Source organism: Arthrobacter sp. CMU6 (assembly GCF_059090205.1).
On record NZ_JBNHFL010000044.1, the window covers coordinates 1 to 22,946 of the forward strand.

18 protein-coding genes are annotated in these 22,946 nt (G+C 60.0%); 13 read left to right on the forward strand and 5 right to left on the reverse strand.

What is annotated here, in order from left to right; translation table 11 throughout:
- Window positions 1–144: 144 nt before the first annotated feature.
- The gene (locus AC5RWD_RS21650) at window positions 145–900 is read right to left on the reverse strand and encodes a helix-turn-helix domain-containing protein (protein ID WP_494021984.1); all 756 of its coding nucleotides are present in this window, start codon (window positions 898–900) and stop codon (window positions 145–147) included.
- Window positions 901–1,307: 407 nt separating this feature from the next.
- Between AC5RWD_RS21650 and AC5RWD_RS21655 the strand changes: the two genes are divergently transcribed.
- The 9 genes from AC5RWD_RS21655 to AC5RWD_RS21695 all read left to right on the forward strand — a co-directional run bounded on the left by AC5RWD_RS21655 (window position 1,308) and on the right by AC5RWD_RS21695 (window position 10,805).
- Window positions 1,308–2,366: a sugar ABC transporter substrate-binding protein gene (locus AC5RWD_RS21655; RefSeq protein WP_494021985.1), complete on the forward strand. Its 1,059-nt coding sequence runs from the start codon at window positions 1,308–1,310 to the stop codon at window positions 2,364–2,366.
- Window positions 2,367–2,425: 59 nt separating this feature from the next.
- Window positions 2,426–3,955, forward strand: coding sequence for a sugar ABC transporter ATP-binding protein (locus tag AC5RWD_RS21660; RefSeq protein WP_494021986.1), 1,530 nt, complete (start codon window positions 2,426–2,428; stop codon window positions 3,953–3,955).
- Between the two features lie 62 nt (window positions 3,956–4,017).
- Window positions 4,018–5,061 (forward strand): ABC transporter permease, encoded by a 1,044-nt coding sequence (locus AC5RWD_RS21665; RefSeq protein WP_494021987.1) that lies wholly within the window; start codon window positions 4,018–4,020, stop codon window positions 5,059–5,061.
- A gap of 36 nt (window positions 5,062–5,097) precedes the next feature.
- Window positions 5,098–5,832, forward strand: coding sequence for an SDR family NAD(P)-dependent oxidoreductase (locus tag AC5RWD_RS21670; protein ID WP_494021988.1), 735 nt, complete (start codon window positions 5,098–5,100; stop codon window positions 5,830–5,832).
- A 45-nt stretch (window positions 5,833–5,877) separates the two neighbouring features.
- A complete protein-coding gene (locus AC5RWD_RS21675; protein ID WP_494021989.1) occupies window positions 5,878–6,825 on the forward strand; it encodes a dioxygenase family protein in 948 nt (315 codons plus the stop codon).
- Window positions 6,822–7,877, forward strand: a complete 1,056-nt coding sequence (locus AC5RWD_RS21680) for a maleylacetate reductase (RefSeq protein ID WP_494021990.1) — start codon at window positions 6,822–6,824, stop codon at window positions 7,875–7,877. The genes AC5RWD_RS21675 and AC5RWD_RS21680 overlap by 4 nt, the downstream gene beginning before the upstream one ends.
- Before the next feature lie 51 nt (window positions 7,878–7,928).
- Window positions 7,929–9,032, forward strand: coding sequence for a zinc-dependent alcohol dehydrogenase (locus AC5RWD_RS21685; RefSeq protein ID WP_494021991.1), 1,104 nt, complete (start codon window positions 7,929–7,931; stop codon window positions 9,030–9,032).
- Between the two features lie 12 nt (window positions 9,033–9,044).
- The gene (locus AC5RWD_RS21690) at window positions 9,045–9,968 is read left to right on the forward strand and encodes a sugar phosphate isomerase/epimerase family protein (protein WP_494021992.1); all 924 of its coding nucleotides are present in this window, start codon (window positions 9,045–9,047) and stop codon (window positions 9,966–9,968) included.
- A gap of 96 nt (window positions 9,969–10,064) precedes the next feature.
- Window positions 10,065–10,805, forward strand: a complete 741-nt coding sequence (locus tag AC5RWD_RS21695; RefSeq protein ID WP_494021993.1) for a helix-turn-helix domain-containing protein — start codon at window positions 10,065–10,067, stop codon at window positions 10,803–10,805.
- Window positions 10,806–11,889: 1,084 nt separating this feature from the next.
- On the opposite strand, the gene AC5RWD_RS21700 is transcribed toward AC5RWD_RS21695, so the two are convergent.
- The 3 genes from AC5RWD_RS21700 to AC5RWD_RS21710 all read right to left on the reverse strand — a co-directional run bounded on the left by AC5RWD_RS21700 (window position 11,890) and on the right by AC5RWD_RS21710 (window position 16,696).
- Window positions 11,890–12,429 carry a Mov34/MPN/PAD-1 family protein gene (locus tag AC5RWD_RS21700; RefSeq protein ID WP_494021994.1) on the reverse strand — a complete coding sequence of 180 codons (540 nt, stop codon included), beginning with the start codon at window positions 12,427–12,429 and terminating at the stop codon, window positions 11,890–11,892.
- Entirely contained in the window at window positions 12,381–14,126 is a 1,746-nt protein-coding gene (locus AC5RWD_RS21705; protein WP_494021995.1) for a ThiF family adenylyltransferase, read from the reverse strand. Before AC5RWD_RS21705 ends, AC5RWD_RS21700 begins: the two co-directional genes overlap by 49 nt.
- Window positions 14,127–14,893: 767 nt before the next feature.
- Window positions 14,894–16,696: a glycosyltransferase family 4 protein gene (locus tag AC5RWD_RS21710; protein ID WP_494021996.1), complete on the reverse strand. Its 1,803-nt coding sequence runs from the start codon at window positions 16,694–16,696 to the stop codon at window positions 14,894–14,896.
- A 262-nt stretch (window positions 16,697–16,958) separates the two neighbouring features.
- Here AC5RWD_RS21710 and AC5RWD_RS21715 point away from each other — a divergent pair, with 262 nt between their 5' ends.
- Complete coding sequence (locus tag AC5RWD_RS21715; protein WP_494022006.1) at window positions 16,959–20,105, forward strand: SIR2 family protein; 3,147 nt, start codon at window positions 16,959–16,961, stop codon at window positions 20,103–20,105.
- A 269-nt stretch (window positions 20,106–20,374) separates the two neighbouring features.
- Entirely contained in the window at window positions 20,375–20,878 is a 504-nt protein-coding gene (locus tag AC5RWD_RS21720; protein WP_494021997.1) for a hypothetical protein, read from the forward strand.
- A 390-nt stretch (window positions 20,879–21,268) separates the two neighbouring features.
- On the opposite strand, the gene AC5RWD_RS21725 is transcribed toward AC5RWD_RS21720, so the two are convergent.
- Entirely contained in the window at window positions 21,269–21,805 is a 537-nt protein-coding gene (locus AC5RWD_RS21725; protein ID WP_494021998.1) for a TetR/AcrR family transcriptional regulator, read from the reverse strand.
- Window positions 21,806–22,085: 280 nt separating this feature from the next.
- On the opposite strand from AC5RWD_RS21725, the gene trxA reads away from it, so the two are divergent.
- Both trxA and AC5RWD_RS21735 read left to right on the forward strand, forming a co-directional pair.
- Window positions 22,086–22,424 carry a thioredoxin gene (gene trxA / locus AC5RWD_RS21730; protein ID WP_494021999.1) on the forward strand — a complete coding sequence of 113 codons (339 nt, stop codon included), beginning with the start codon at window positions 22,086–22,088 and terminating at the stop codon, window positions 22,422–22,424.
- Window positions 22,425–22,502: 78 nt separating this feature from the next.
- Window positions 22,503–22,880, forward strand: coding sequence for a carboxymuconolactone decarboxylase family protein (locus AC5RWD_RS21735; protein WP_494022000.1), 378 nt, complete (start codon window positions 22,503–22,505; stop codon window positions 22,878–22,880).
- The last annotated feature ends 66 nt before the right edge of the window (window positions 22,881–22,946 follow it).

Here is a 22,946-nt window from a genome sequence, read left to right on the forward strand (position 1 = left end):
TTGGTTCTATCTGCTGGAACGGCGGGGAGTCCGGGCCGTGTGGAGTCCCCGCTCACGAAAAGCCCGAATTCCTGCCGGAATGCCCCCGTTGCCGCTCAAACGCAAGCATTCGCGCCGGGTGCGCAACGGATGGACGGGGAGAAATCAGGAGTGGGAGTGGCCAATCGCCGCGGAATCGCCATCGTTGGACCCGTATCCCGCCTTGGCGAGATCAAGGGGATGGGCGAAACCCTGACGGCCGACCACCGCCCAGATGGCGATGCAGTCTTCACCGGAAGTGTTGCTGAGACGGTGCGGCACGTTCGAATCGAAGTTCATGCTGTCTCCCGGCCCGAGAACATCGCTGTCGAAGGCGACCTGGACGTTCAGGTGGCCGGAAAGGATGTGGATATACTCCCACCCGGGGTGACGCATCAAGTCGCCGGCGGCGCAGGACTCGCTCCCGGGGGCGTAGGTAACGCGCAGGAACTCGACCAGCGGGTCTGCCCGTTCCGTGAGCCGCTCCCAGCGGACGCCTCCCATGTTGATCTCGGGACGGTCCCCAGCCCTCTGGACTCCCGGAAGCGCTGAGCCTGCAGAAGCGGTGAAGGCAGAATGGCCGGGCAGCCCGGTAGCGGCTCCATCAGAGCCCGCGCCATCGGCTTGCGGCGCGGGGGTCGAGTGCTCACCGCTCATCAGCGTGTCCAGCGAAAGCCCCAGCTCCGAAACGATGGTGTACAGGGTTCCGATGGAAGGGACGGCACGGCCCAGCTCGACCTGCGACATAAAGCTTGCGGAGATTCCGACCCTGCGGGCGAGCTCCCTGAGGGAGATTTTCGCCTTCGTCCTGGCAGCCCGGAGCTGACTGCCCAGCTGGGCGCGACCCTCTTCGGTAGCCGGTACCGTGTCTTGAATACTCATTCTGGGCCTTTCCGGCGCTCCATCCCGCCATGCATGCGAGCTGAGCGCTGATATGTCTGTCCACCACACGGCCCGGCAAGCTGGCCGCAAATGTACAGTGTGCACTCACACCAGTTTACCTTCTTCGGACCATCATGCCCATACTTCGCGGTTTCTAATGGCTGAAACCGCCCAAGGTGATCCGGGTCTTCAGCCTGTAAACCTACTTGTGCTGTATTACTTGACAGTGTGCGGTGTGTCACTTTACATTTGAGGAGTGATGAAGCCGCTGGCCAACGTGGAGGAATTCCCCCCGGCCAGCGCGTCCGCCAAAGCTTTCGGAAGCGCCGGACTCGAAGCCGAGGATGGACCGCACCGGAGCAAGAAGAGTTCCACGTGTATATCTACCTTCTGACTAGGAGCAAATGATGGTGCAGGATCGCAAAGGCGCCTCCGCATTCAAACCGGGCCGCCGCCACATGGGTGTCGTCGTGCTTACTGGCGCCGCATTGGCGCTCTCTGCCTGCGCCGGGGGTGCAGCATCCGGGGGTGGTGACACCAAACCCACCGTGGGATTCTCAGCCGGTGTCCTCGACAACCCCTTCACTGCAGGTCTGGTGGATTCCGTTGTTACCGAGGCCAACTCGAACGGCCTGAACATGCTCCCGGCATCCAACGCCGAGGGCGACCCCGCCAAGCAGGTGACCGACATCAACACCCTGATTTCCCAGGGCGTGAAAGGCCTCGTAACCATCCCCCGGGACAGTGATGCCATCGTCCCGGCCATCCAGGCCGCGAACAACGCGAACATCCCTGTCGTGACCGTGGACACCGCAGCCAACGGCGGCAAGATCTACATGAACATCAGGGCGGACAATGTTGCCATGGGCACCAGCGTCTGTGAACAGATCGGTAAGCTCACCGGAGGCAAGGGCACGGTGCTGGAACTGCACGGCGCGCTGTCCACCACCTCTGGTTTCGACCGCGACAAGGGTTTCAGCGAATGCATGAAATCGAAGTTCCCGGGCATGCAGATCATCAAGAAAGACACCAACTGGGAATCCGCGAAGGCCGTGGAGAACGCCCAGACTGTCCTGAGCACCTCCAAGATCGACGCCGTCTTCCTCGCCAGCGACTCAGTGATGCTCTCCGGCGTTCAGACCGTGATGGAAGGCCAGGGCAAGTGGGCACCTGCCGGACAGCCTGGCCACGTTCCGCTGGTGACGATTGACGGTTCGAAGGGATCCCTGGAGGCGATCCGGTCCGGCCACGTTGACGCTGTCGTTTCCCAGCCCGTCGACCTCTACGGCAAGTACGGGGTCCAGTACCTCAAGGACGCCATCGCCGGCAAGGAATACAAAGTCGGCCCGTCCGAACATGGCAGCGAGATCGTCGAGTACAAGGGGAACCTGGCCGACATGCTTCCTTCCCCGGTTATCACCAAAGCCAACGTTGATGACCAGAACCTCTGGGGCAATAAGAAGTAGCCTCCCTCTTTCCCAGCCTGGGGCCTGGGTGAAGTCTGAATTTGAGAAAGGGTGACATCGTGGTCACAGCCAGTACGCAAAATGCCATCGAGATACGCGGGCTCCAAAAGTCCTTCGGATCGACCCAGGCGTTGACAGATGCCAACCTGATCGTCCGTTCAGGTGAATCCCGGGCCCTTCTGGGGCGGAACGGCGCCGGAAAGTCCACTTTGATAGCGATGCTCACCGGCCTGGTGACTCCGGACGCCGGCACCATCCACATCCAGGGCGCCGATGGTGAAGTCACCGAAGGTCCCGGGTCCGATGCCATCGCCTGTGTGTATCAGAAAAGCACCCTGGTGCCGGAACTGACGGTGGCAGAAAACATCAGCCTGGGCGCCTACCCCCGCAAGCGGTGGGGGAGCGTGGACTGGCCGGCCATCCGCAAGACAGCCACCGACCAGCTCAAGGACTGGGGCTACGAGCGCATCGCCGACAAGACCGTCGCCGACCTTGAGCCGCTGGAAAAGAAGATCGTCGAAGTGTGCCGTGCATTGTCCCGGGGACCGCGGATCCTCCTTCTGGATGAACCCACTGCCGGGCTGGATGAAGGGGCATCACATGAACTCTTCGCCCAGATCGACAGCCTCCGCCGGCGGGGAGTCACCGTCATCTACGTGTCCCACCACCTGGAGGAAATCTTCAAGGTCTGCGACTCCGTCACCATCCTGCGCGACGGACGGGACGTCATGACAGCCCAGACGGCAGACCTTACCGTAAACCGGATCGTCAACGTCATGGCAGGGGTGAGCGAAGAAGAAGCTGCCGCGGCAAAGAAAGAAAGTGCCACTGAACACCGGCGGCACGACCAACTGGGCGAGACGCGCCTCACCGTGACCGGAGCCGCAGTCGGCTCCCGTGTCCTGGGAGCCAGCCTGACAGTCCGGGCCGGCGAATGCGTTGGGCTGACAGGTCTCGATGGGGCCGGCCACGTCCAGCTCGCGCAGGCCATCGCCGGCCAGCTGGCACTGGATAAGGGCAGCGTCGAGCACAACGGCCACAGCCTCGGCCAGGGAAACGTCATCAAGACCATCAACGCCGGCGTGGGTTTCGTTCCCGAAGACCGCCACGTCAACGGCTACGTTCCGGAGATGTCGGTAGAGGAGAACGCCACCCTGACCATCGTTGACCGGCTCCGCGGCCGTGGCGGCCTCGTCAGCTCAGGCCGACGCCGCAACCGCTTCACGGAACTTTCCGGAGCTTGGGCCATCAAATGCGACGGACCCACCCAGGCCGTCGAAGAGCTCTCCGGAGGCAACCAGCAGAAAGTCGTGCTCGCACGGGCCCTGGCGTCCGACCCGGACACCCTGGTCCTCGTCCATCCCACAGCCGGTGTGGACGTAACGGCCAAGGAGTCCATCTACGAATCACTCCGGGCGCTGCGGGACAGCGGAAGGTCCCTGCTGATCGTCTCCACTGACGACACCGACCTGGAAATCTGCGACCGGGTGATCGTCATGTACAAGGGCGAAATTCACGCCGAACTCAACGCCGGCTACGAAGAGTGGGAACTCGTAGGCGCCATCCAGGGAGCGGAGGCAGCGGCATGAAAACACCCACCACGCCCCTTCAGCCCACACCCACAGAGCCAAGAATCCAAGGAGAACCTCCCATGTCCACGCATACCCCGACCGTTGCGGGTACGCCGACCAGCCGCCGGCCCCTCAATATCATTGGTCAAGCCCGCTCGTCCGGCTGGGCACGTGAGCTCGCACTGCTGCCGGCCATTATTCTGGCGATGGTGGTCGGGGCCGTCCTGTCCCCGCAGTTCCTCACGGCGAACAACCTCCTGAACAACGTCCTTGTCACCTCTGCAGTCCTCGGAATCGTGGTGATCGCTGAAAGCATCATCCTGATCTCCGGATACTTCGATCTCTCTCTCGAATCCGTCGTGGGCCTGGCCCCGATGCTTGCAGTCTGGCTGGTCCTGCCCGCCGCGGTCGGCGGCTCCGGTTTTGGGTGGTCGCCCTGGGCCGCAATCGCGGTCATGTTTGTCCTCAGCATTGTCATCGGTTTCACGAACGGGTTCCTTGTCGGCAAGCTGAAGCTCAACGCCTTCATGGTCACCCTCGCCATGCTCACTCTCCTCCGCGGCCTAACCATGGGCCTGTCCGGCGGCAAAACCCTCTCCGGGCTGCCCGCTGAGTTCCTGGCCCTCGGCAACACCAAGTGGTTCGGGATTTCCATCCAGATCTGGCTCTTCGTGATCATCCTGATCGCTGCCGCCGTCTTCATGCGCAGCCACCCGGTCGGCCGCAAACTCTACGCAATGGGCGGAAACAACGCAGCGGCAGCGGCAGCAGGCATCAAGACGCTGCGCCTGACCATCGGAGTGTTCATCGCCGGCTCGGTCATCGCCGCCTTCGCCGGTCTCATGCTCACCGGCCGCATCGCGTCCGTGACCGCCAACCAGGGCGACGGCCTCATCTTCACCGTGTTCGCCGCGGCAGTCATCGGTGGCATCAGCCTCAACGGCGGCAAGGGATCGATGGTCGGCGCACTGAGCGGCGTACTGCTGCTGGGCATCATCCAGAACATCCTGGTCCTGTCCCAGGTGCCCTCATTCTGGATCAAAGCCATCTACGGCCTGATCATCCTCAGCGCTCTGATCTTCAACTACTTCGCCGGTTCCCGGAGTACCCGCCGCGTCGTCTAACCAGTCCCGCCATCCCTTGAAAACAAGGAGCACACAGTGAGTTCACCATCCTTTGACGGAAAAGTTGCCATTGTCACCGGCGCCGCCAGCGGCATCGGCTACGCAACCGCCACGGCGCTGGCATCACAGGGAGCAACCGTCTATGGAGCCGACATAGCTGTCCCCACCGGTGAGAACGCAGACGGAGCCATTCAGTGGCGTCGCCTCGACGTCGCCGAAGAAGACGGATGGAAGGCGCTCACCGCAGAAGTGCTCCAGGAACATGGCCGGATCGACGTACTGGTCAACAACGCAGGCCTGGTCGGCTCTTATGACTCCATCACGGATATCGACATCCAGGACTGGCACCGGATTATCTCCGTCAACCAGACCGGCGTCTTCCTGGGCATGCGCTCGGTGGCTCCGTCCATGCTGACCCAGGAATCCGGGGCCATCGTAAACGTCTCATCCATCTGGGGACTCGTCGGCGCAGCGGGCGTCGCCGCGTACCAAGCGTCCAAAGGGGCGGTGACCATGATGACGAAAAACGCCTCCGCCACATGGGCGGCGCAGGGGATCAGGGTGAACTCAGTCCACCCCGGCCTGATCACAACTCCGCTGACGGAAAACCAGGATCAGGCCATCTCCGATGAACTGATCGCCAAGACTCCTATGCACAGGGCAGGACAGGCAAGCGAAGTCGCAGACGCCATCATCTACCTCGCCTCCGACCGGGCGTCCTACATCACCGGCGCCCAACTGGTTGTCGACGGCGGATTCACCAGCATCTGAGCCGGCACCAGCTTCACGCTCCAGTTTCCCAGGAAGGACAACATCATGAGCACCGACCTCGGCCCCGCGACACTCACTGCCGCGGTAATCGACAGTTTCCGCAGCACCCCCGACGACCGGCTGCGGACCGTCCTGACCAGCCTCACCACCCACCTCCACAACTTCGTCCGGGACATCGAACCGACGATCGAAGAATGGGAAACCGCCATTAACTTCCTCACCGCCACGGGTCAGAAGTGCGACGCCGTCCGTCAGGAGTTCATCCTCCTCTCCGACGTGCTGGGCGTGTCCATGATGGTGGAAACGATCAACGACGCCGAAACCCCGGATGCCACCGACTCCACAGTTCTGGGGCCCTTCCATATGGTCGAGTCACCGAAGCGGGAGCTGGGCGAGAACGCCTCCCCGGAGAGCGAAGGCGACATCTGCCTGGTACGGGGCCGCATCTTGTCCGTCACCGGTGAACCCGTCCCGAATGCCTCCATCGATATCTGGCAGGCCAACACCAAGGGCTTCTATGACGTTCAGCAACCGGGCATCCAAAGCATCGGCAACGGCCGCGGTCTGTTCACGTCCAACGCCGCCGGAGAGTTCTACTTCCGAAGCGTTATCCCCAGCTATTACCCGATCCCGACCGATGGGCCCGTTGGGGACCTGCTGCATGCCACTGCCCGGCATCCGAACAGGCCCGCGCACATCCACTTCATCGTCAGCGCCCCCGGTTTCCGGGAACTGACAACCCACATTTTTGTTGGCGGCAGCGACTACATCGACTCCGACGCCGTTTTCGCCGTCAAGAAGAGCCTGATCGCCGAATTCGTGCCCAACACCTCGGAAGCGGACGCAGCCCGCTACGGGCTCACCTCCCCGTTCATGGAGGCAGTGATCGACATCGTTATCCACCCCGACCTCGTCGACCCCGACATCATCCAGAACGCAGTGATGTCCCCGACCACTGCACGGATTATCGAAGCACAGGAGAACACCCAATGAAGGATTTTCAGTACCAGGCACTTCCGATGCGCGTCCGCTTCGGAGCGGGCTCACTTGCCACCCTCAACGATGAGGTCGTCAAACTTGGCCTCAAGCGGGTCCTGGTGCTGGCCACCCCGTTCCAGGCAGACCTGGCGGAGAAGGTTTCCGCGCAGTTGGGCGAGCTCAGCGCAGGCGTGCATGCAGAAGCTGAAATGCACGTGCCTATCGAATCCGCCCACAAGGCGCGTGAAGTAGCCGCAGCGGCCCAGGCCGACGGATACGTTGCCGTGGGCGGCGGGTCGACGACGGGCCTGGGCAAGGCCATCGCACTCGAGTTCGGCCAGCCCATTATCGCGGTCCCCACGACCTACGCCGGCTCCGAGATGACGCCGGTGTGGGGGCTGACCGCCGACGGTGAAAAGAAGACAGGACGCGACCCCAAAGTTCTGCCCACCAGTGTCATCTATGACCCGGAACTTACCGTCAGCCTCCCGGTGGCCATGTCCGTGACCAGCGGATTCAACGCCATCGCCCACGCTGTGGAGGCCTTGTACGCTCCCGACGGTTCACCGATCATTTCCCTGATGGCAGAGGAAGGCACCCGTGCCTTGCTCGAGGCGATGCCGAAAATCGCCGAAAACCCGTCCAGCATCGAAGCACGCTCTGACGCCCTGTACGGCGCCTGGCTCTGCGGAGCAACCCTCGGGGCAACCACCATGTCCCTGCACCACAAGCTCTGCCACACACTCGGCGGCACGTTCAACCTTCCACACGCCGAAACGCACACCGTCGTCCTGCCCTACGCACTGGCCTACAACGCCCAGCACGCCCCGCGCGCCATGGCGGCCCTGCAGCGAGCAACCGGTTCAGATAACCCCGCCGCCCACTTTAAGAAGTTGAGCGTAGCCCTCGGCGCACCGTCGTCACTGGCTGAACTGGGCCTGAAGGAGTCCGACGTCGACAAGATCGTCGAAATCGCGACCAAGAACCCTTACGCCAACCCGAGGGAAGTGACGCCCGAGGGCATCCGGGAACTCGTCACCGCGGCTCTCCACGGCAGCGACGTCTAAACCAACGAACCCGTTACTACCCGCTGCCTGAACCCACAGAAGGAAAACATCATGTCTGAGACCGTCAATGACGTGCGGCCGGCATCCGCAGTACCCCCTCTGGCTACCGTCCCAGCCGTTCTGGTCCGCAAAGACGCCGGCGGCACCATCACGGTCGAGCCAGGCACTGCAGCCGTCACATCGCCCAGGCCCACCGAACTCCTTATTCGGCCCGCCTACGTGGGCGTGTGCGGAACCGATATCGAGATCCTGCACGGCAGCATGCCCGAATCCTTCAAGATCAACTACCCCCACGTCATGGGCCACGAGTGGTCAGGATTCGTCGTGGAAGCCGGCGCTGACGTTGAAGGTTTCCACCCCGGGGACCGCGTCCTCGGACACGGACACCTGGGCGGAAATGACTGGTTCGGAGTCACCCACAACGGAGCCGCCGCAGAGCTGTTCACTGTCCCGGCAGACATGTGCTTCCACATCCCCGCCGAGGTGGACATGCTCACGGCCGCCGTTATCGAGCCGTTCGCCTGCGTATTGAACGGACTGACCAAAATTGGCGGCATCAGCGCTGCCGACACCGTCCATGTGCACGGACTCGGAGCCATCGGCCTGAACGCCGTCCTCCAGGCAGTCACTGCAGGCGCGGAAGTCGTCGTGTTCGACCCCAGCCCGCTTCGTCGGGACACTGCGATGAAACTGGGCGCTGCCGCTGCCGTGAATCCCTTGGAGAACCCGGACACCACTACAGCAGCAGCACAGGCAATCGGACGGCCCTTCGCGGACGTGGTCATCGAAGCTTCCGGCAACTCGGCGGCGCAAGCGGCCGCGCTCGAGAGCGCTGACCACAACGGACGGGTCCTGCTGATGGGTGTCTCAACTCCGAAGTTCGCACCCGCACGGTTGGGCCTTGTCCAGGAACGGAACCTTACAATCACCAGCTCCACCGGGGCCCCGGTGGCAGTATGGCCCGCAGCAATCCGCTATGTAGCAAACACACACCTCAACCTGGCTGAAATTGTCTCCACTGTCGTCCCCTTCTCCCGCGGAGACGAAGCCCTGGAGCGGGCACAGGATTCCAGCCATGAAACGAAGGTCATGCTCGCCCCGGACGACACTGCGCTCGACGGCGTGCCAAGCTCCTCGACCCACAAAGCCAACTAACAAAGGACGAATGTGAACGACACGAACATCATTCAAAACCGGGACCTGCTGGCCTCCTGCTGGACCTGGGCAGGAAACGCAGCGCCGCTGCGCGGCGACGAAACGAGTCCCATTGACGTACGGACCCGTGTTGAGGCCGCCGCCAAAGCCGGCTGGAAAGGCCTGGGATTCATCCACGCCGACCTTCCACAGATCAAACAAACCATTGGCCTCAAGGGACTCCGCCAGCTCATGGACGACAACGGCATCATCCACGCCGAGATGGAATTCCTCGCTGACTGGTGGAAGACCGGCCCCGAACGCGAAGAATCCGATCGCTGGCGCAAGATCCTGTTCAACGCCGCGGAGATCCTCGGCGTCAAGACCATCAAGATCGGCGCCGAGCTCGCCCTCGAAGGTGAACCGGCTCCCGTCGATGAAACCGCATTCCACCAGGAATTCGACCGGCTCGCCACCGAGGCCGGCGAAGTAGGCACCCGGGTCGCCCTGGAACCGATGCCGATGAACAACCTCAAAACGATCGAAATCGGCGCGAAGTTCATCAACGAGGTCAACAACCCGCACGGCGGCCTCACCGTCGACACTTGGCATACCAGCCGAGGGGGAACCCGCTACGAAGATCTGGCCGCCATCCTGCCGATGGACAAGGTCTTCATCGTCGAAATCGATGATGCCCGCAAGGACGTTGTGGGTTCGCTGTGGGAAGACACTATCAACGAGCGGCTTTACCCCGGCGAGGGTGACCTGGACACCGTCAGCTTCGTCAAGGCCATCTACGAAGCCGGCTGGCGGGGTCACTGGGGCGTGGAAATACTCGCAGAATCACACCGCCTCCTGCCCCTGGAACAGGCCCTGGCACGCGCCCATGACACGGCGGCGGCAACACTCGAGGCCGCATCCCAGCTGATCGCCGCAGAACAGTCCGAAAGGGTCTGAAGCGGCTGACCATCCGTTAGCCCTGGCCCACGCGCTGCCCGAAAGAGGCAGCGCGTGGGCAAACACGACAAGCACACCCTAAAGAAGCGGAACACCATGAGCGCACCAGCCCCCGCGGCACGATCGGACGGCGCCATACAGCTTGGCATGCGACTCCGGGACGCTCGGGAAAGCGCCAGGCTGTCCCTGCGCGAACTTGCACGGCGCGTGGACGTCTCCGCCAGCCTCGTTTCGCAAATCGAACTTGGCCGCACGTCACCGTCCGTCGGAACCCTTTATGCTCTCGTATCAGAATTAGGCCTGTCACTCGACACCCTGATGCAGGATGGGGCCCTGCTGACGTTTCCGTCTCCAGGTACCAATCTCCGGGTTATTGAGACCGCAGTCGCAACCGGGAACGCGGGAACGAAATCCGTGGAGAACAACCTGGTCACCACTGCGATGGCCTCCACAGCGGTCAACCCACTCCCAGGGCTACTTGAAGCGAAGGACCGTCCAAAGCTCCGCGTCGACGGTGTCCTCTGGGAGCGCCTGACCGCCGAGAACGACCCCAGCGTGGAGCTGCTCCGCGTTACCTATCGAAGCGGCACAGAATCCTGCCCGCCGGACAACCTCATGCGGCACGGCGGGCACGAGTACTTCCACATCCTTGAAGGAAGACTCCAGGTGGAGGCCGGACCCTCATCAGGAACGCTTAACGCCGGGGACAGCATCAATTTCAAATCGTCCGTCCCTCACCGGCTCAGCAACCCATTCACCGAAGACTGCGTTGCCATTTGGGTGGTGGTCGGCCGGCGAAGCCAGGGCCCTGACAACCCAGTCTCACCAGTCGCGTAAGCCGGCGGATACTGTCCGTGCGCAGCTGAATGCATCCTTTGTCTCTGCCTGCATACAGCCCAAAATCGGCAGCTAAAAAGAGAGTGACCACATGCACTCACGGAATATGGAACGGAGTCTCAGTTGAATTCGTCATCCACTCGCTACCGTTGGCGAGGACCTGCGGGTGAGGCGCAGCCAAGCACTGCGACCACTCCAGCCCATTGGACCGAACTGAGTCCGGGCGACCTTGTATTGCTGCTGTCCGGGAAGACTTCGCACACCGGAACTGTCGACACCGTATCCGCTGATGGCGAGTACCTCTGGTTGCTCCTGAGCGACGGTACGGGCCGCCGCTTGTTCACCAAAGCCGAGGTTCACACAACTTATGTCGATCCGATAGACCTCGCCAAGCGCTCAGGAGCAGCCCGTTGAACGCACTCACTTCACCTCGGGGAGAACGATGATAATGCTTCTCAACCTTGTTTCGGTTCTTGTCGATGGGGCTGGTTACGGAGGCGACCGCAGCGCATCGTCCTATGACCCTAGTGAGGCGGGGTTCCCGCAGGGAGTCCTCGCTTCATTTCCTTGGGAAGGCTGGTGGCAGGAGGGACCGGACGAAGACCCGGCGCCTGGCGCGAACTCGCACCCTCCCACACTGCACTGAAATCATCTCCTCAAGGAGGGCACCTCGCCTGGAGAAAAAACCCCCGGCAGGTCGCGCAGGCAAGCCCCCAGATCCACCGGCCACGCCTCCAAATCGAAGTCATCACGCCCTTCAACATTCCCCACGGATCTGAGCCTGCCGTTCAGCCGCAATTTGTAAGAGGCGTCGCGGAGACACAATCAGGTGCAAGGGGGTGCATGGCGTGTCAAAGCGGTCTAGCAACGGCATACGGCCCGGTTTCCTTACGGACGTTTCCGCGGCTCAGAGACGGAGGAGTGTCGTACTAAGCTCAACCTGACGTTTGTCGCCCTATTTCTTTTTTCTTGTCGGCGCGCCTCCTGTCATCGGCTTTGAACGCTTCCCATTTAAACGCCGATAATGAAGATTCCGTCAAGCTAGGGGAGTGCGGCGATAAGGCCTCCAATTGCAGATGGCGGGTCATATGAGGGCCTCCATTTCTGGGGCACCTCGGACAGGCAAGTTGCGTACCAATTGTTTCCCAGAGGATCGGTCACTGCTGAGCTCATGTGCTTCCGCAACCCATTGATCCGTGTCTGACTGGCCGATGATAACCATGAGGGGTTCTGGGCAACGTGCTGAGGCATGCCGGGCGATGCCGTACAGGGTTTGCAGGTCACGCGTGCTTGGAAGTGGGGTGGCCCCAGGGTGGGTGTGCCAGTCCCCGAGATAGGCCAGGCGTCGACCGGACGCTGCGTAGAGCTGGGCAATTTGTTGGGTCTGCCAGCCAGCGTCGGGCTTAAACGAGGTTCCAGTATGATGCGCAGCTGGTCCGGGGCCGAGGATGTTGGTTACGCATATATGCCCAGGGGAGCGCCACCCCAATAGTACCCCGCCCGTTTCAAGGGGTGCCCATTGTTCGGCCTGGTACAGGAGTTCCTGTGCGATGCCGTTGCCCAACCAAATGGTTGTCATGTGTGAGAGCAGTGCGGATGTAAGCCGATGGATGCCGTTTCCCATCGGGGGAGATCGGCACCTGAAGGATGGTCCAGAGACAGGATGGCCGCATCGTAGGTCGGCCGCGCTGTAAGGGCTGCGACTGCTGTCCGAACAGCATGGAGAGATACTTCGTTCAGATCGTAGGCGGATCCGATAAAGGTTGGTTCCGCGCACCCGACGGGCTGCGTCACGGGGGCGGAACTAGCTGGAGGTTGCAGCACTTTGTTGTCTAGGCGGGACCATTCGAAACAGGAGAAGCACCATTGGGCGGTAGCGCCTATGTGTACAACGGCACCGCCGCGGGCTCCGTTGGTTCCCCATGCACCGATCCAAGGCTTGGATGCCTGGCGAGCAAGGGCGGAGGTGAGGCGTTGGACACCGACTTCAGCGGTGGCGTCGATGATCAGGTCGGCGGCGTCGTATTCACGGGACAGAAGGTCGCGCTGGGCCGCTCCCAAAACGATGCTCCCAACCGCGAGAGTCACTGGCTGGACGTTTACGTAGGGATTAATCTGGCTAGCCAGAGCCGCGGCCGCGCTGCTCTTGTGGGCTCCAATGAGCGACAAGTTTCCGGCATGCCGGACGAGATTTCCCGGTTCAAGGATGTCTTGGTCGATAACCGTCAACGAGCCCGTTCCAGCGCGGGATAGCTGCTCGGCAATGACGCTTCCAATGGCTCCAGCCCCTATTAGCAGCACGCGTTTTGATTCCAACGAGGCTCCATCACCCCGGCGGGCTGTCATGTCCTCCCGCCCGACACGGCCTGCCCTAACCAGATACGTGGTTGGAGGCGACCGCCGCGGAACACGCTTCGCTGGGTTGCCTGACTTACTGTCCTTCTTGCTGACCTGTTTCCATTGCCCCAACTCCCGAACTAGGAAGATCCAGCCCGTTCCATTGCCATTCAATGAGTGCTCTTCAGGATAGGACACTAGGCGGAGTTCGAAGTCGGTGCCATTGCACGCCATTGGATGTGGATGCGGCCCAGCGAACGCTTCCACGGCCTCCCAAAGTTCCTCCGGTTGTGCAGCCTTGATCGGCTGGGGCAAGTGGGTCCAGTGTGCCTCCCACTCCGGCGTATGCCGATACTGATCGGTGACCGGTTCGGCCATGGTGAACAGCGAACTTCCAGCTGCATTCCTAACTGACTGCACTACGAATAGGCAGTGCGAGTCCGTTCGCATCGGCATATGCCCAGTGACACGTACGGTGGCCATCCCCAAAGCCGCGCCGGCAACCGGCGCCCAGGAACTGTCCACGAGCAGCATGGTGTTGGGTGCGTAGGTGTTGTAGTACTCCGAGAACGGCTCGCCCTGGTTCTCTTCGTCCCCGCCACGTTGAGTCGAAACGCCCAGAGCCAGGGCCTTGCGGAGTTGCTCACGCACCAGCCAAGCGAGGTCATTACCCGTGTCCCAAGCGGCGGAGGCGCGTCCGATCAGGCACAGGTTCTTCCCGAACGGGTGCTGGTGGTGGGCCATGTCCAGATCCGGGGCGCTTACGTCGGGACGAAGGAATGGATACAACTCGGGAAAAGTTGCCACCAACTGAACGTCGCCTTGGCCGGTGTAGCGGTCAGGAACGACGAATGCCCATCTAATGACATTCGCCACCCGCGCTTGGGTATCTTCGTGGACAGTGATCCCGAGAGACTGTAAAGCTGCGCGTTCATGCTCCAGCCTCCCGGGAAACTGCTCCCACCATGGCAGGAATTCGACCATGTGATTAGCCGACAGGCCTGTTTCCCGGCGGGTTTGGCGGGTTTGGCGGGCCGGGTGGTACATCCGGCTTTCCTGGGTGTTCAGGATGGACAGGATGTTCCGGGTGCTGAGGCTTATTGGGGTTGTCCGCTTTCTCATCCGGTTTGGCCAACGGACACCTCCTTTCTGATATTTCAAAGGAGAGTTTCTCCTGCATAAGACACTGCCACACCGGACAGACATTTTTTGCCAACCGGGATGCATTCTCCACTCCCCCGGCCTTGCGACACCAACTGTCCGCTCAACAGTTACTCGTGAGAAGGACCGGATTCGCCACGGAACAGAAGTTCTCGCCGCTACTTCTACTCCCGTGGTTTAGAACGCCGACAATTGATATTCTATAAAGCTGGCGTGGTTGCTGCTCGTCAGAGGCCCTGCACGCAGTGTGGCCGATGCCAGGATCACCGAGCGCTCCGCAACCGACCAAGCCAAGCGTGCGCTCAAGCCTTCATTCTGAATCGGCAGTGGGACGGCGACATTCACCCCGAACCCTTGCTTGCTCGCCAGGAGAGTTTTGGCCGAATGACGCCAGAGGGGATTCCCGAACGGCGGCTCCGGAAGAAGATGCGGAGCCTGTTCTTGCCCCACCATCGGGGCCAGCAAACTCACCTTATGAGAAAGAGTGCCGTAGATTGGATGTCACGGGGGGCGTGTACATCCTAATCTGCTTTTACAAGGCTGCCGCGTTCATCTGTCATTTGGAGTTGCAGCCGTCTGGTCCTTTACGCTTACGAGAGCGCGTTGATTTCATCGATAAGTTTTGCGGCCGACTGCTTCCAGCTCACTAGATCGGTGATTGACTGCCGCAGGACACCCGCTTGTGTACGGGCAGACTCCGGGTCATCCAAGACCCGCTGAATTGCGTCCGCCCAAAGATCTATAGCCAAGTGTGCGACGGAGTTGCGAGTGGGAATGATCGACGACGGAAACGTGTCGATACCTGAATCCCGCAGGAACTGGGCGAGACCCGAGTCGGAGCTAATGAGTACGGGCACGCCACTGGCAATTGCTTCGTAGGCTGCGAGCCCGAAGCCTTCGTGCCGCGATGGCATTAGTACCACGCGGGCCTGAGCTAGGTCCTGTACAACTTCAGCTTCAGAGTCCGAGTGGGGGCGGAGGTGATACGTGACTCTTCCCTCGAGAATTGCATCCAGTTGTGACTTGACCGCGGTAGCAGCTTCGTCCGGCACGCCTCTGATTACGAGCACCGGAGGGTGTGGCTTGGACGGCGCCCAATGGTCGACAATCCGTAGAAGTGCTTCGGCGGCGATGTCGATCCCTTTCGAATGGAAGTCGTCAGCTCGCCCAACGAGTACCACGCGGTTTTTAACAGGGGGGTGCGCACTGGCGGCGTCAAACGTCGCGCGAAGTCCTGGAATAAGGCAGATAACCCGCGATGGTGGCCCTGGACCGATAAGCTCGTCGCGAATCGTCTCAGTTAGGAGTGGACCGACCCCGACCCCGACGACCAGATCGGCCGATCGAGCGAGGTCGCGTTCGAGGCCTCGACGAATGTCGGCGTTTGTCATGTGCGAATCACCGCCCTGCGTCTCCTTCGCTGCCTCAAGCTGCTCGGCGTCAGTGTGCACAAAATGTACCCGCCGGGCTTGTGGGAAGAACTGCTGTTGGGCGGCCGCATATGGACCGAGAAGCCTACCGTGGCCCACTATGACGTCGGGCTCCCAACCCTGATCGGCGAACACGGGTCGTAGAAGGAGCGCTTCTCGGTCACTCAGTCCCGGAATCCTGGCGGGGGCCACGAGTGCGACAGCTGAGTCGGAGGCGGAACTTACATCATCGTCCGACGCATGGGGCACCATTACGGCGGCGTCAACACCAGCGGCAGAAAGCGCAATAGCCAGCTCCCTGTTGACCGTTGAGATTCCCCCGCGTCCTGACGCCCACTCATCCGCGACGAGCAGGATGCGTTGCCCACGAGAGCCCGTTTTCACGGGGCTGCGCCGGTGCTCTACCGATCTCTGCGCCCGCAGGAGGTTAAGCGCATCATTCGTCGAGTGCAAAGCTTGGGAGTCGTGTTCGGTGGCGTCCGGTACGGAGGCCGCGGCGATGTATCGCCACTGGAGTTGGCTACCTGCCGACCCGAGGAGAATTGAGTCATATCCGACGCCATCATCAGAACGAAGCAGTCGGCGCACTATCGGGGGTACGGAGTCAAAGTATCCGAGCTGATCCCTCTTTGCGTCCGTAACCAGAAGGATTGCGCTGAGCGTGACTTCGCCACGGAACGAGCGCCGCGTTTCCACTGCGGCAGCCAGTAGCTCCGCCACTCGGTTGTTGACGTTTTTCCGCCAGGATCGATCGCTGAACACCTTAAGTTCGATGGCAATCGGGTTGTCGTCAGGCCGTGGAATCAAGATGTCTGGGCCGCGCACGGCACCTCGAAGGTCGTGCTGCTGTCCGCCGAGGAGCCCGGCAATTAGCCGCTCAATAGCCAGATACTGCGGCATTGCGCCGGACTCTGTGTCTTGGGTCAACGCCTCGTACAGTTGTTGCTCAGCCGAGTTCTCCATGTGCATAAGCGTACGGGTCACCCGGATACCATCGCTCGACTATCAATTGTGAGTAGCCCGCGTGCAACGGATGAAAAAGACGCCCCGCCCCTAACCAGGTCGGCTTGCCGAGGACACGAGAACAGGTGCCTCGAAATCCGTACTAGGCCGCGAGCACGGCACTAACCGGGAATCGCAGACGGGTAGGACAAGCTCGCCGACGTTGCTGACCACTCTTGGATACGGGGATTTTCCCTGTGCATGACCGATGCAAATCGTGTCGATGGAAGAAACAGGTCAAGAGAAGCACTGTGAGGGACGATACGATCAGCAGGTTCCCTCGGCGACTCTGAATTGGACAGTATTGAACGACTACCTTGATCGGCTGAAGGCCGCAGTCTCCTCCAAGCAAGCAATCTTGATTCTCGGCACCGGAGTAAGCAAGGCCCTTAGTGGGGGAGCAGGGACGGCTGATTGGATAGGCCTCCTTAGGGATGGCATCAAGCGGCTTGGAAACCGCGCCGAACTGCAATCTTGGGGCGCCCTCCAGGAGATGGCTCTTGACGATGCTATGGAGCGCGATGACTTGGACGGACTGCTTGGTGTCGCTAGCCAGATATCAGCCAAGCTTAAGGCGTCCGGAGCCCAGGCGTACTCCGATTGGTTACGAGACTCTATTGGAAGTCTGCGCGTAGTGCGCCCCGAGCTAGCGATATCGCTAGAGCAACTCGAGTTGCCAATCCTCACGACTAATTATGATCAGCTCATTGAAAAAGCGCTGCGGCGGAACTCAATCGACTGGACCGATGCGGAGTCGATGCGTGAGGTGTTTAAGGGTGAAACTTCTTGCGTTGGCCATCTTCACGGCGTCTGGAATCGCTCTGACACGGTTGTCCTTTCGGAGAGCGATTACACCAAAGTGATGCATGACCAGCCAGGGCAGTTCGTTCAGCAGGCGCATTATTCTACGAAGTCGTTTATATACGTAGGCTTTGGAAGTGGATTGCACGATCCAAATTTTTCACGTTTACTGAAGCGCCACAATGCACTGTTTCCCGATTCGCGTGGTGACCATTTCAGACTCTGTCTGTCTAGCGAATTATCACAACTGGAGTCCGCCCATGCCGAGCACGATATTCGCGTAATCAGCTATGGCGAGGAGTACCAGGATCTCGCACTGTTCATAGATTCACTACGAGGCGGGTCTTCCTCCGCTAAGACATCCACGCCAAAGCGCGACAACCTTGCCTTTGCCAGGGAGGCTATCCTCGAGCCGATTCGCAGCGAGACGGTGGTGGGATCTCATCTTGATGACGTGACCGACTGCGATCTGGCCGACCTTACCGTCCCGCCGGTTCTACTTCCTGTGCCGCATGAGCAGTTTGCGTCAATGCAGGATCTTGACGACGATTTGAAGCCCCGAAGGCTGGACGTCGAAGCAGCTTATAAGGAGTCGAAGCTGCTGATTCTCGCAGGTGAGGAACTGTCCGGGCTATCGACGGCTTTACGCTGGGTTGTAGCGAAGGCTTCGTTCATGCGTCCCGGTGTGGCGCCAGTATTTGTTGACTCCCGCAATTGCACTCAGGGAAAGACTCCTCTGGAGAATCAAGTCCGCCGCGAGTCACTGCTGCATAGGCTGATTGACCATAAGAAGGACGCCCTACCTGATCACGTACTAGCAGTTGACAACCTGTTGCCACGAGATTCGACGACCTACCAACAAATACTCGATGACCTCCTAGATTCTTCGGCAGATTTCATTGTTATCGGCACGAAGCAGGGGGAGGAACAGCGCCTGGCGCAGGACCTTCAGGCGCATAGACTCAGGGTGGAGATCGCATATGTTGGGAAGCTAGGTCGCCCGGAGATTCAATCCCTCGCCCAGATTGTGGCACCAAAGCGCTCAGAGACTATTGCCGATGGCGTCTGGGACGTTCTTCGCCGGGAGCATCTTTCGCGGAATCCTTTTACCATCTCTCTCCTTGTCTCGTTGTTTGTTCAGATAGGGGGAGCAAGTACGCACTCATCAGAGACCGCTGTCTTGGATGACTATGTAAGCCTTCTCCTTGGGCGTAATGGGCCTTACCTAGATGCTCGCTATTCCCTCAATCCACAGAATCGCGAAACGGTACTGGCGGAACTCGCGAAGGAGTTTGTTAACCAAAAAAAGGGTGCCCTGACGCAGGATGATGCCCTGCGCAGCATCGCGAACTATTTTTCAAGCGTTGGATGGAAAGAGAACCCTATTGAGGCTCTAGAGAGCTTCCGAGATATGAGAGTTCTGCGCATATCTTCTGGGTTAGTACAGTTTCAACAGTCGAGCTATCTACACTTGTTCGCCGCGAAAGCCGCAATCCGCGATGATGCCTTTCTCTCCAAGTTATTTGAAGACCCGGTGTTCTATGCCCCTATAGTCCGGCACTATGCTGCCTTGGTCAGAAATAGTGAGCGCGCAGTACAAAGGATCGAGCAACTTTTGATTGATTGGCCGCCGCAAGCACCAACTGGTCACATATTTGGTCAAGTAGAAAAGTCTGCAGCGCCAGAGGAACTTGGCAGACTGTTTGAAGGTCCGGTTCCCTCGGAAGATGTGGAAGAAGACACCGGTACACACGGAAACACTGATGTGGAAGTGGCAGCGGAGGATGACTACGATTATTCGGACGACACGGACATGGTGCCATTTCCGCTCGAGGATCAGTCCAAGCTGAGTAGGTCGCAACGCATGGTTGGCGTAGTGGACCTAGCCTCACGGGTCCTTCGGGACTCAGACCAGATGCCGAACTTGCGATTGAAAGGCAACGTTCTGAGACAAATCTTCCGCGCGTGGGGTGCCACTTTGGACGCGCTCGAGGCTGACGCTATTTTCGAAGAACCTGCACGGGCGATTGTCGATGGCGTTGTTGCTGAGGGGAATATCAAGCCCGAGAAGACCGATGACATGGTCGCCCGTATAGCGATGTTCATTCCATCTTTTGTTATCTTTTCTGGTGTTTCGACCTGCCTGTCATCGCGGAAGCTGCTGGTTACGTACGAAGATGTTGTTCAGGATGAAGAATTCAAAATGGATGAATACGGACTGTCAATGGCGGCCATGTTCGCATTTGATGTACAAGAACGAGGATGGGCTAAATACCTTCCGGAACTTGTCGAACTACATGGTGATCGATGGATTGTTTCAGAATTTATCGGGATGCTTGCAACAATCGCCTTTAGACAGCAGGAGCTGACTCCATACGATGAAAACGATGTAAGGAAGTTTCTCCGCGAAAGGACTCTCCGCCGCTATACGTTTGATTCCGACTCGGATAGGACGAGACGCATAGCAAAGTATGAGCAGGACCTGGTTCGAGATCGTGCGCTGCATCGACGGCAACGATTGGCACCAGGGATGACAATCGCTGAGAAGGTGCTCGAGGGCCCAGCTTGAGATTAAAAGTTGAGGCTTGGAATAATTTACTTTAAATAATAGTTACTTTAATTAGTGCCGGCCCAGCTTAGCCTCAGGGAACCCGGCTTGGGGGCGGGCGCAATGGACCTCGGCTGCAGCGCAAGGGCTGTCTGCAACAGGTTGTCGGGAGTATTCTTGGAAACTTTCAGCCGCAGCTTGACATAACGTCCGCTATCAGCCGTCCGTCGAGGCATTCTGCTCCGGAGGGGAGAAGAGGGAGGATGAGCCGCCTGGTGTAGCTTTCTCGTGTGAACCTCTTTGCTGTGGATGATTCCCAAATCGGCTCGTTCCTGAGCGTCCGGCTGAGCGTCCGGCGAGCGTTGAGTTCGCCGGAAGACCGCCTGGTAGAGCAGTGGAGTGCGGCGCTCTATCTATCTGACAAAGATGATGAGCAGGTCATAGGTAACGCGCATATCGTCCGGTGTCGAATTGGCGATCCAAGGGTTTTCGACCTTTTGGACGGTGATCTATCTGCGGTCGCGTCTGTTGTCCTGGACCCATTCTCAGGGGAGCCCGCTGGGCCGGTGGAAGACGTGATCGAAGGCTTCGGTGAGAACTTTTTGATTCTTGACCGCGTGGAGATGCTGCCCGGTTGGCGTGGAAGGGGCCTCGGCCGCTGGTTCGCTGCGGAGGTAATCGAAGTCTTGAGCGACGGGGGTACTTTCGTTGCCGCCTACGCCGCGCCAATGGATGAATCGGAAGGAAGCGAACGGCGCCGGGCCGAGTCCAAGCTTAAAGGGCGTCTGGGGTGATATTGGCTTCGAGCCCATTAGCGGCAGCGTGATGGTCCTAGACCTTGCCCTGGTGACTCTGTCGAACAGGCTCGCAGAACTGCGCGGCAACTTTGGGGTGCACTAGCAAATCGCCGGGAACGAAAGCAAAATACTTGAAGCTTCAATCAAGTTACTTGACATAAGGTCCGTTATCGGCGTTCCGAAACAATGAGAAGCACCTGTTATCGGCGCTCCGCCGTGCTGTTCTTTGATGAGAGAAAAGTGCAGCTATTGCACGAAGCGGATACGTGAGCTCACGGGCCATTGACTTCAAGTCCGTCACGGACTTAGCAACGATCCCAGGTAGCTCCGACGGCTGAAAGTCCGCATTCCCCGGCAGGGTGTTGGGCGACAAGTGCCTTGGCTACGTTAGGGCCTCGGTACCACCTGTGAAGCGAGGGTTGCAGCGGAGATGAGTTCCTCCCGTGGGGCCCCGGAGGCCGCTTCAACGCTCAGACCATAAACCGCGGCCATAACGTAGCGTGCCAGGGCCGAGCAGTCGGTACCGGCTGGCAAATCGCCCTCTGCGAGAGCCTTTTCGAACCGATCGAGCACAGTTTGCCGCATCTGCTCGCGTGCGGCGGTGAGGAGATCGACGATTTCATGGTGCGGCTCTCCGGAAGCAAGCCCAGCTTGGACTGTCATGCAGCCGAAGGGTCGACCCGGGGCAGTGAACACTTCCGCTCTTCCCGTCAGGAGGTGCAGCACCGCCTCGTGCGCGGTGGGCTGCGCCATCGCTTCCTTCAGTTGGACGCTGCGTTCGCACATGTACCGGTCCAGGGTCTTCTCGAACAGGTCCCGCTTGCTGCCAAATGCAGCGTAGAGGCTCGGCGGGTTGATGCCCAGGGCCTTTGTCAGGTCAGCGACGGATGTGCCTTCGTATCCCTGGCGCCAAAACAACTCCATGGCCGTCTGCAAGGCCCTCTGATCATCAAATCCGCGCCTCCGGCCTCCCGGCATGTCATGCCCTCCTGGTCTCAGCAAACTCTGCCATTTGCTTTTTCTGTAGTAACCATTACAGTATAACTCACGAGTTCTTTAGTGATCACTACAGAACGCTTGGTGAAGCCGGTCCCCCGGAGCTCGTCCGCCCAGCGACGCATGACCATCATCCACAGAGCGGCTGATGCCAAACCCTGGGCCAAAACCCCACCTGCCCTAACCAACAAAAATGAAAGAGGAGCCCATGTCTGCACGATCAACAACCACTTCCGCGTTCCAAGCCGATGTCCTCCAGAACGACCTGCCGGTCCTGGTGGATTTCTGGGCGCCGTGGTGCCCGCCGTGCCGTGCCGTCGGGCCCGTACTCGATGAGCTGGCCCAGGAGCAGGCCGGGAAAGTCGAGGTCATCAAAGTGAACGTCGACGAGAACCCCGAGCTCGCGCAGCAGTATGGCGTCACCTCAATTCCCGCTTTCCGGGTGTTCAACAACGGTGACGTCGTCGGTTCGTTCCTTGGTGCCATGCCAAAGGAAACATTCGAAGACCGGCTTGCCCCCTACCTGGGCGCAGCAGCCCGCAACTGATGCCTCTGCAGCCCGGTAGCCAAGACCGGGGCTGCACCTTCCACCCGCAAGTACACCTCCTGCACGAAGGAAAAAACTATGGGCTACCACGAGCACACAGACCACCGCTACCTCCGCAACCTCAGGAACGCTGCCCCTGACGCCGTGAAATCGTTCCTGGCATTCGACCAGGAGGTGCTGAACGGCGCCGGCAAGGTCATCTCGCGCAAGAACACCGAACTCATGGCAGTCGCCGTGGCCCTCACCACACAGTGTGCGTACTGCATTGAAGCGCACGTCAAGGCCGCCAAGGCCGAAGGTGCCACCGAAGAGGAACTTGCAGAAACCGTCATGATCGCTTCAGTACTGCGGGCGGGCGGCAGTTTCGCCCATGGCTTCATGGCAATGAAGTTCTTCGAAGGTGCACCGAATGCCGCGGCAGCAGCACACACGCACGCTGCGGCTGGAGTTTCCTAGGCTCCGCCGAATACCAACGGTTCAGGCACAAGGGTGCGAAGACGTGGGGGCATAACTGGTGCCCCC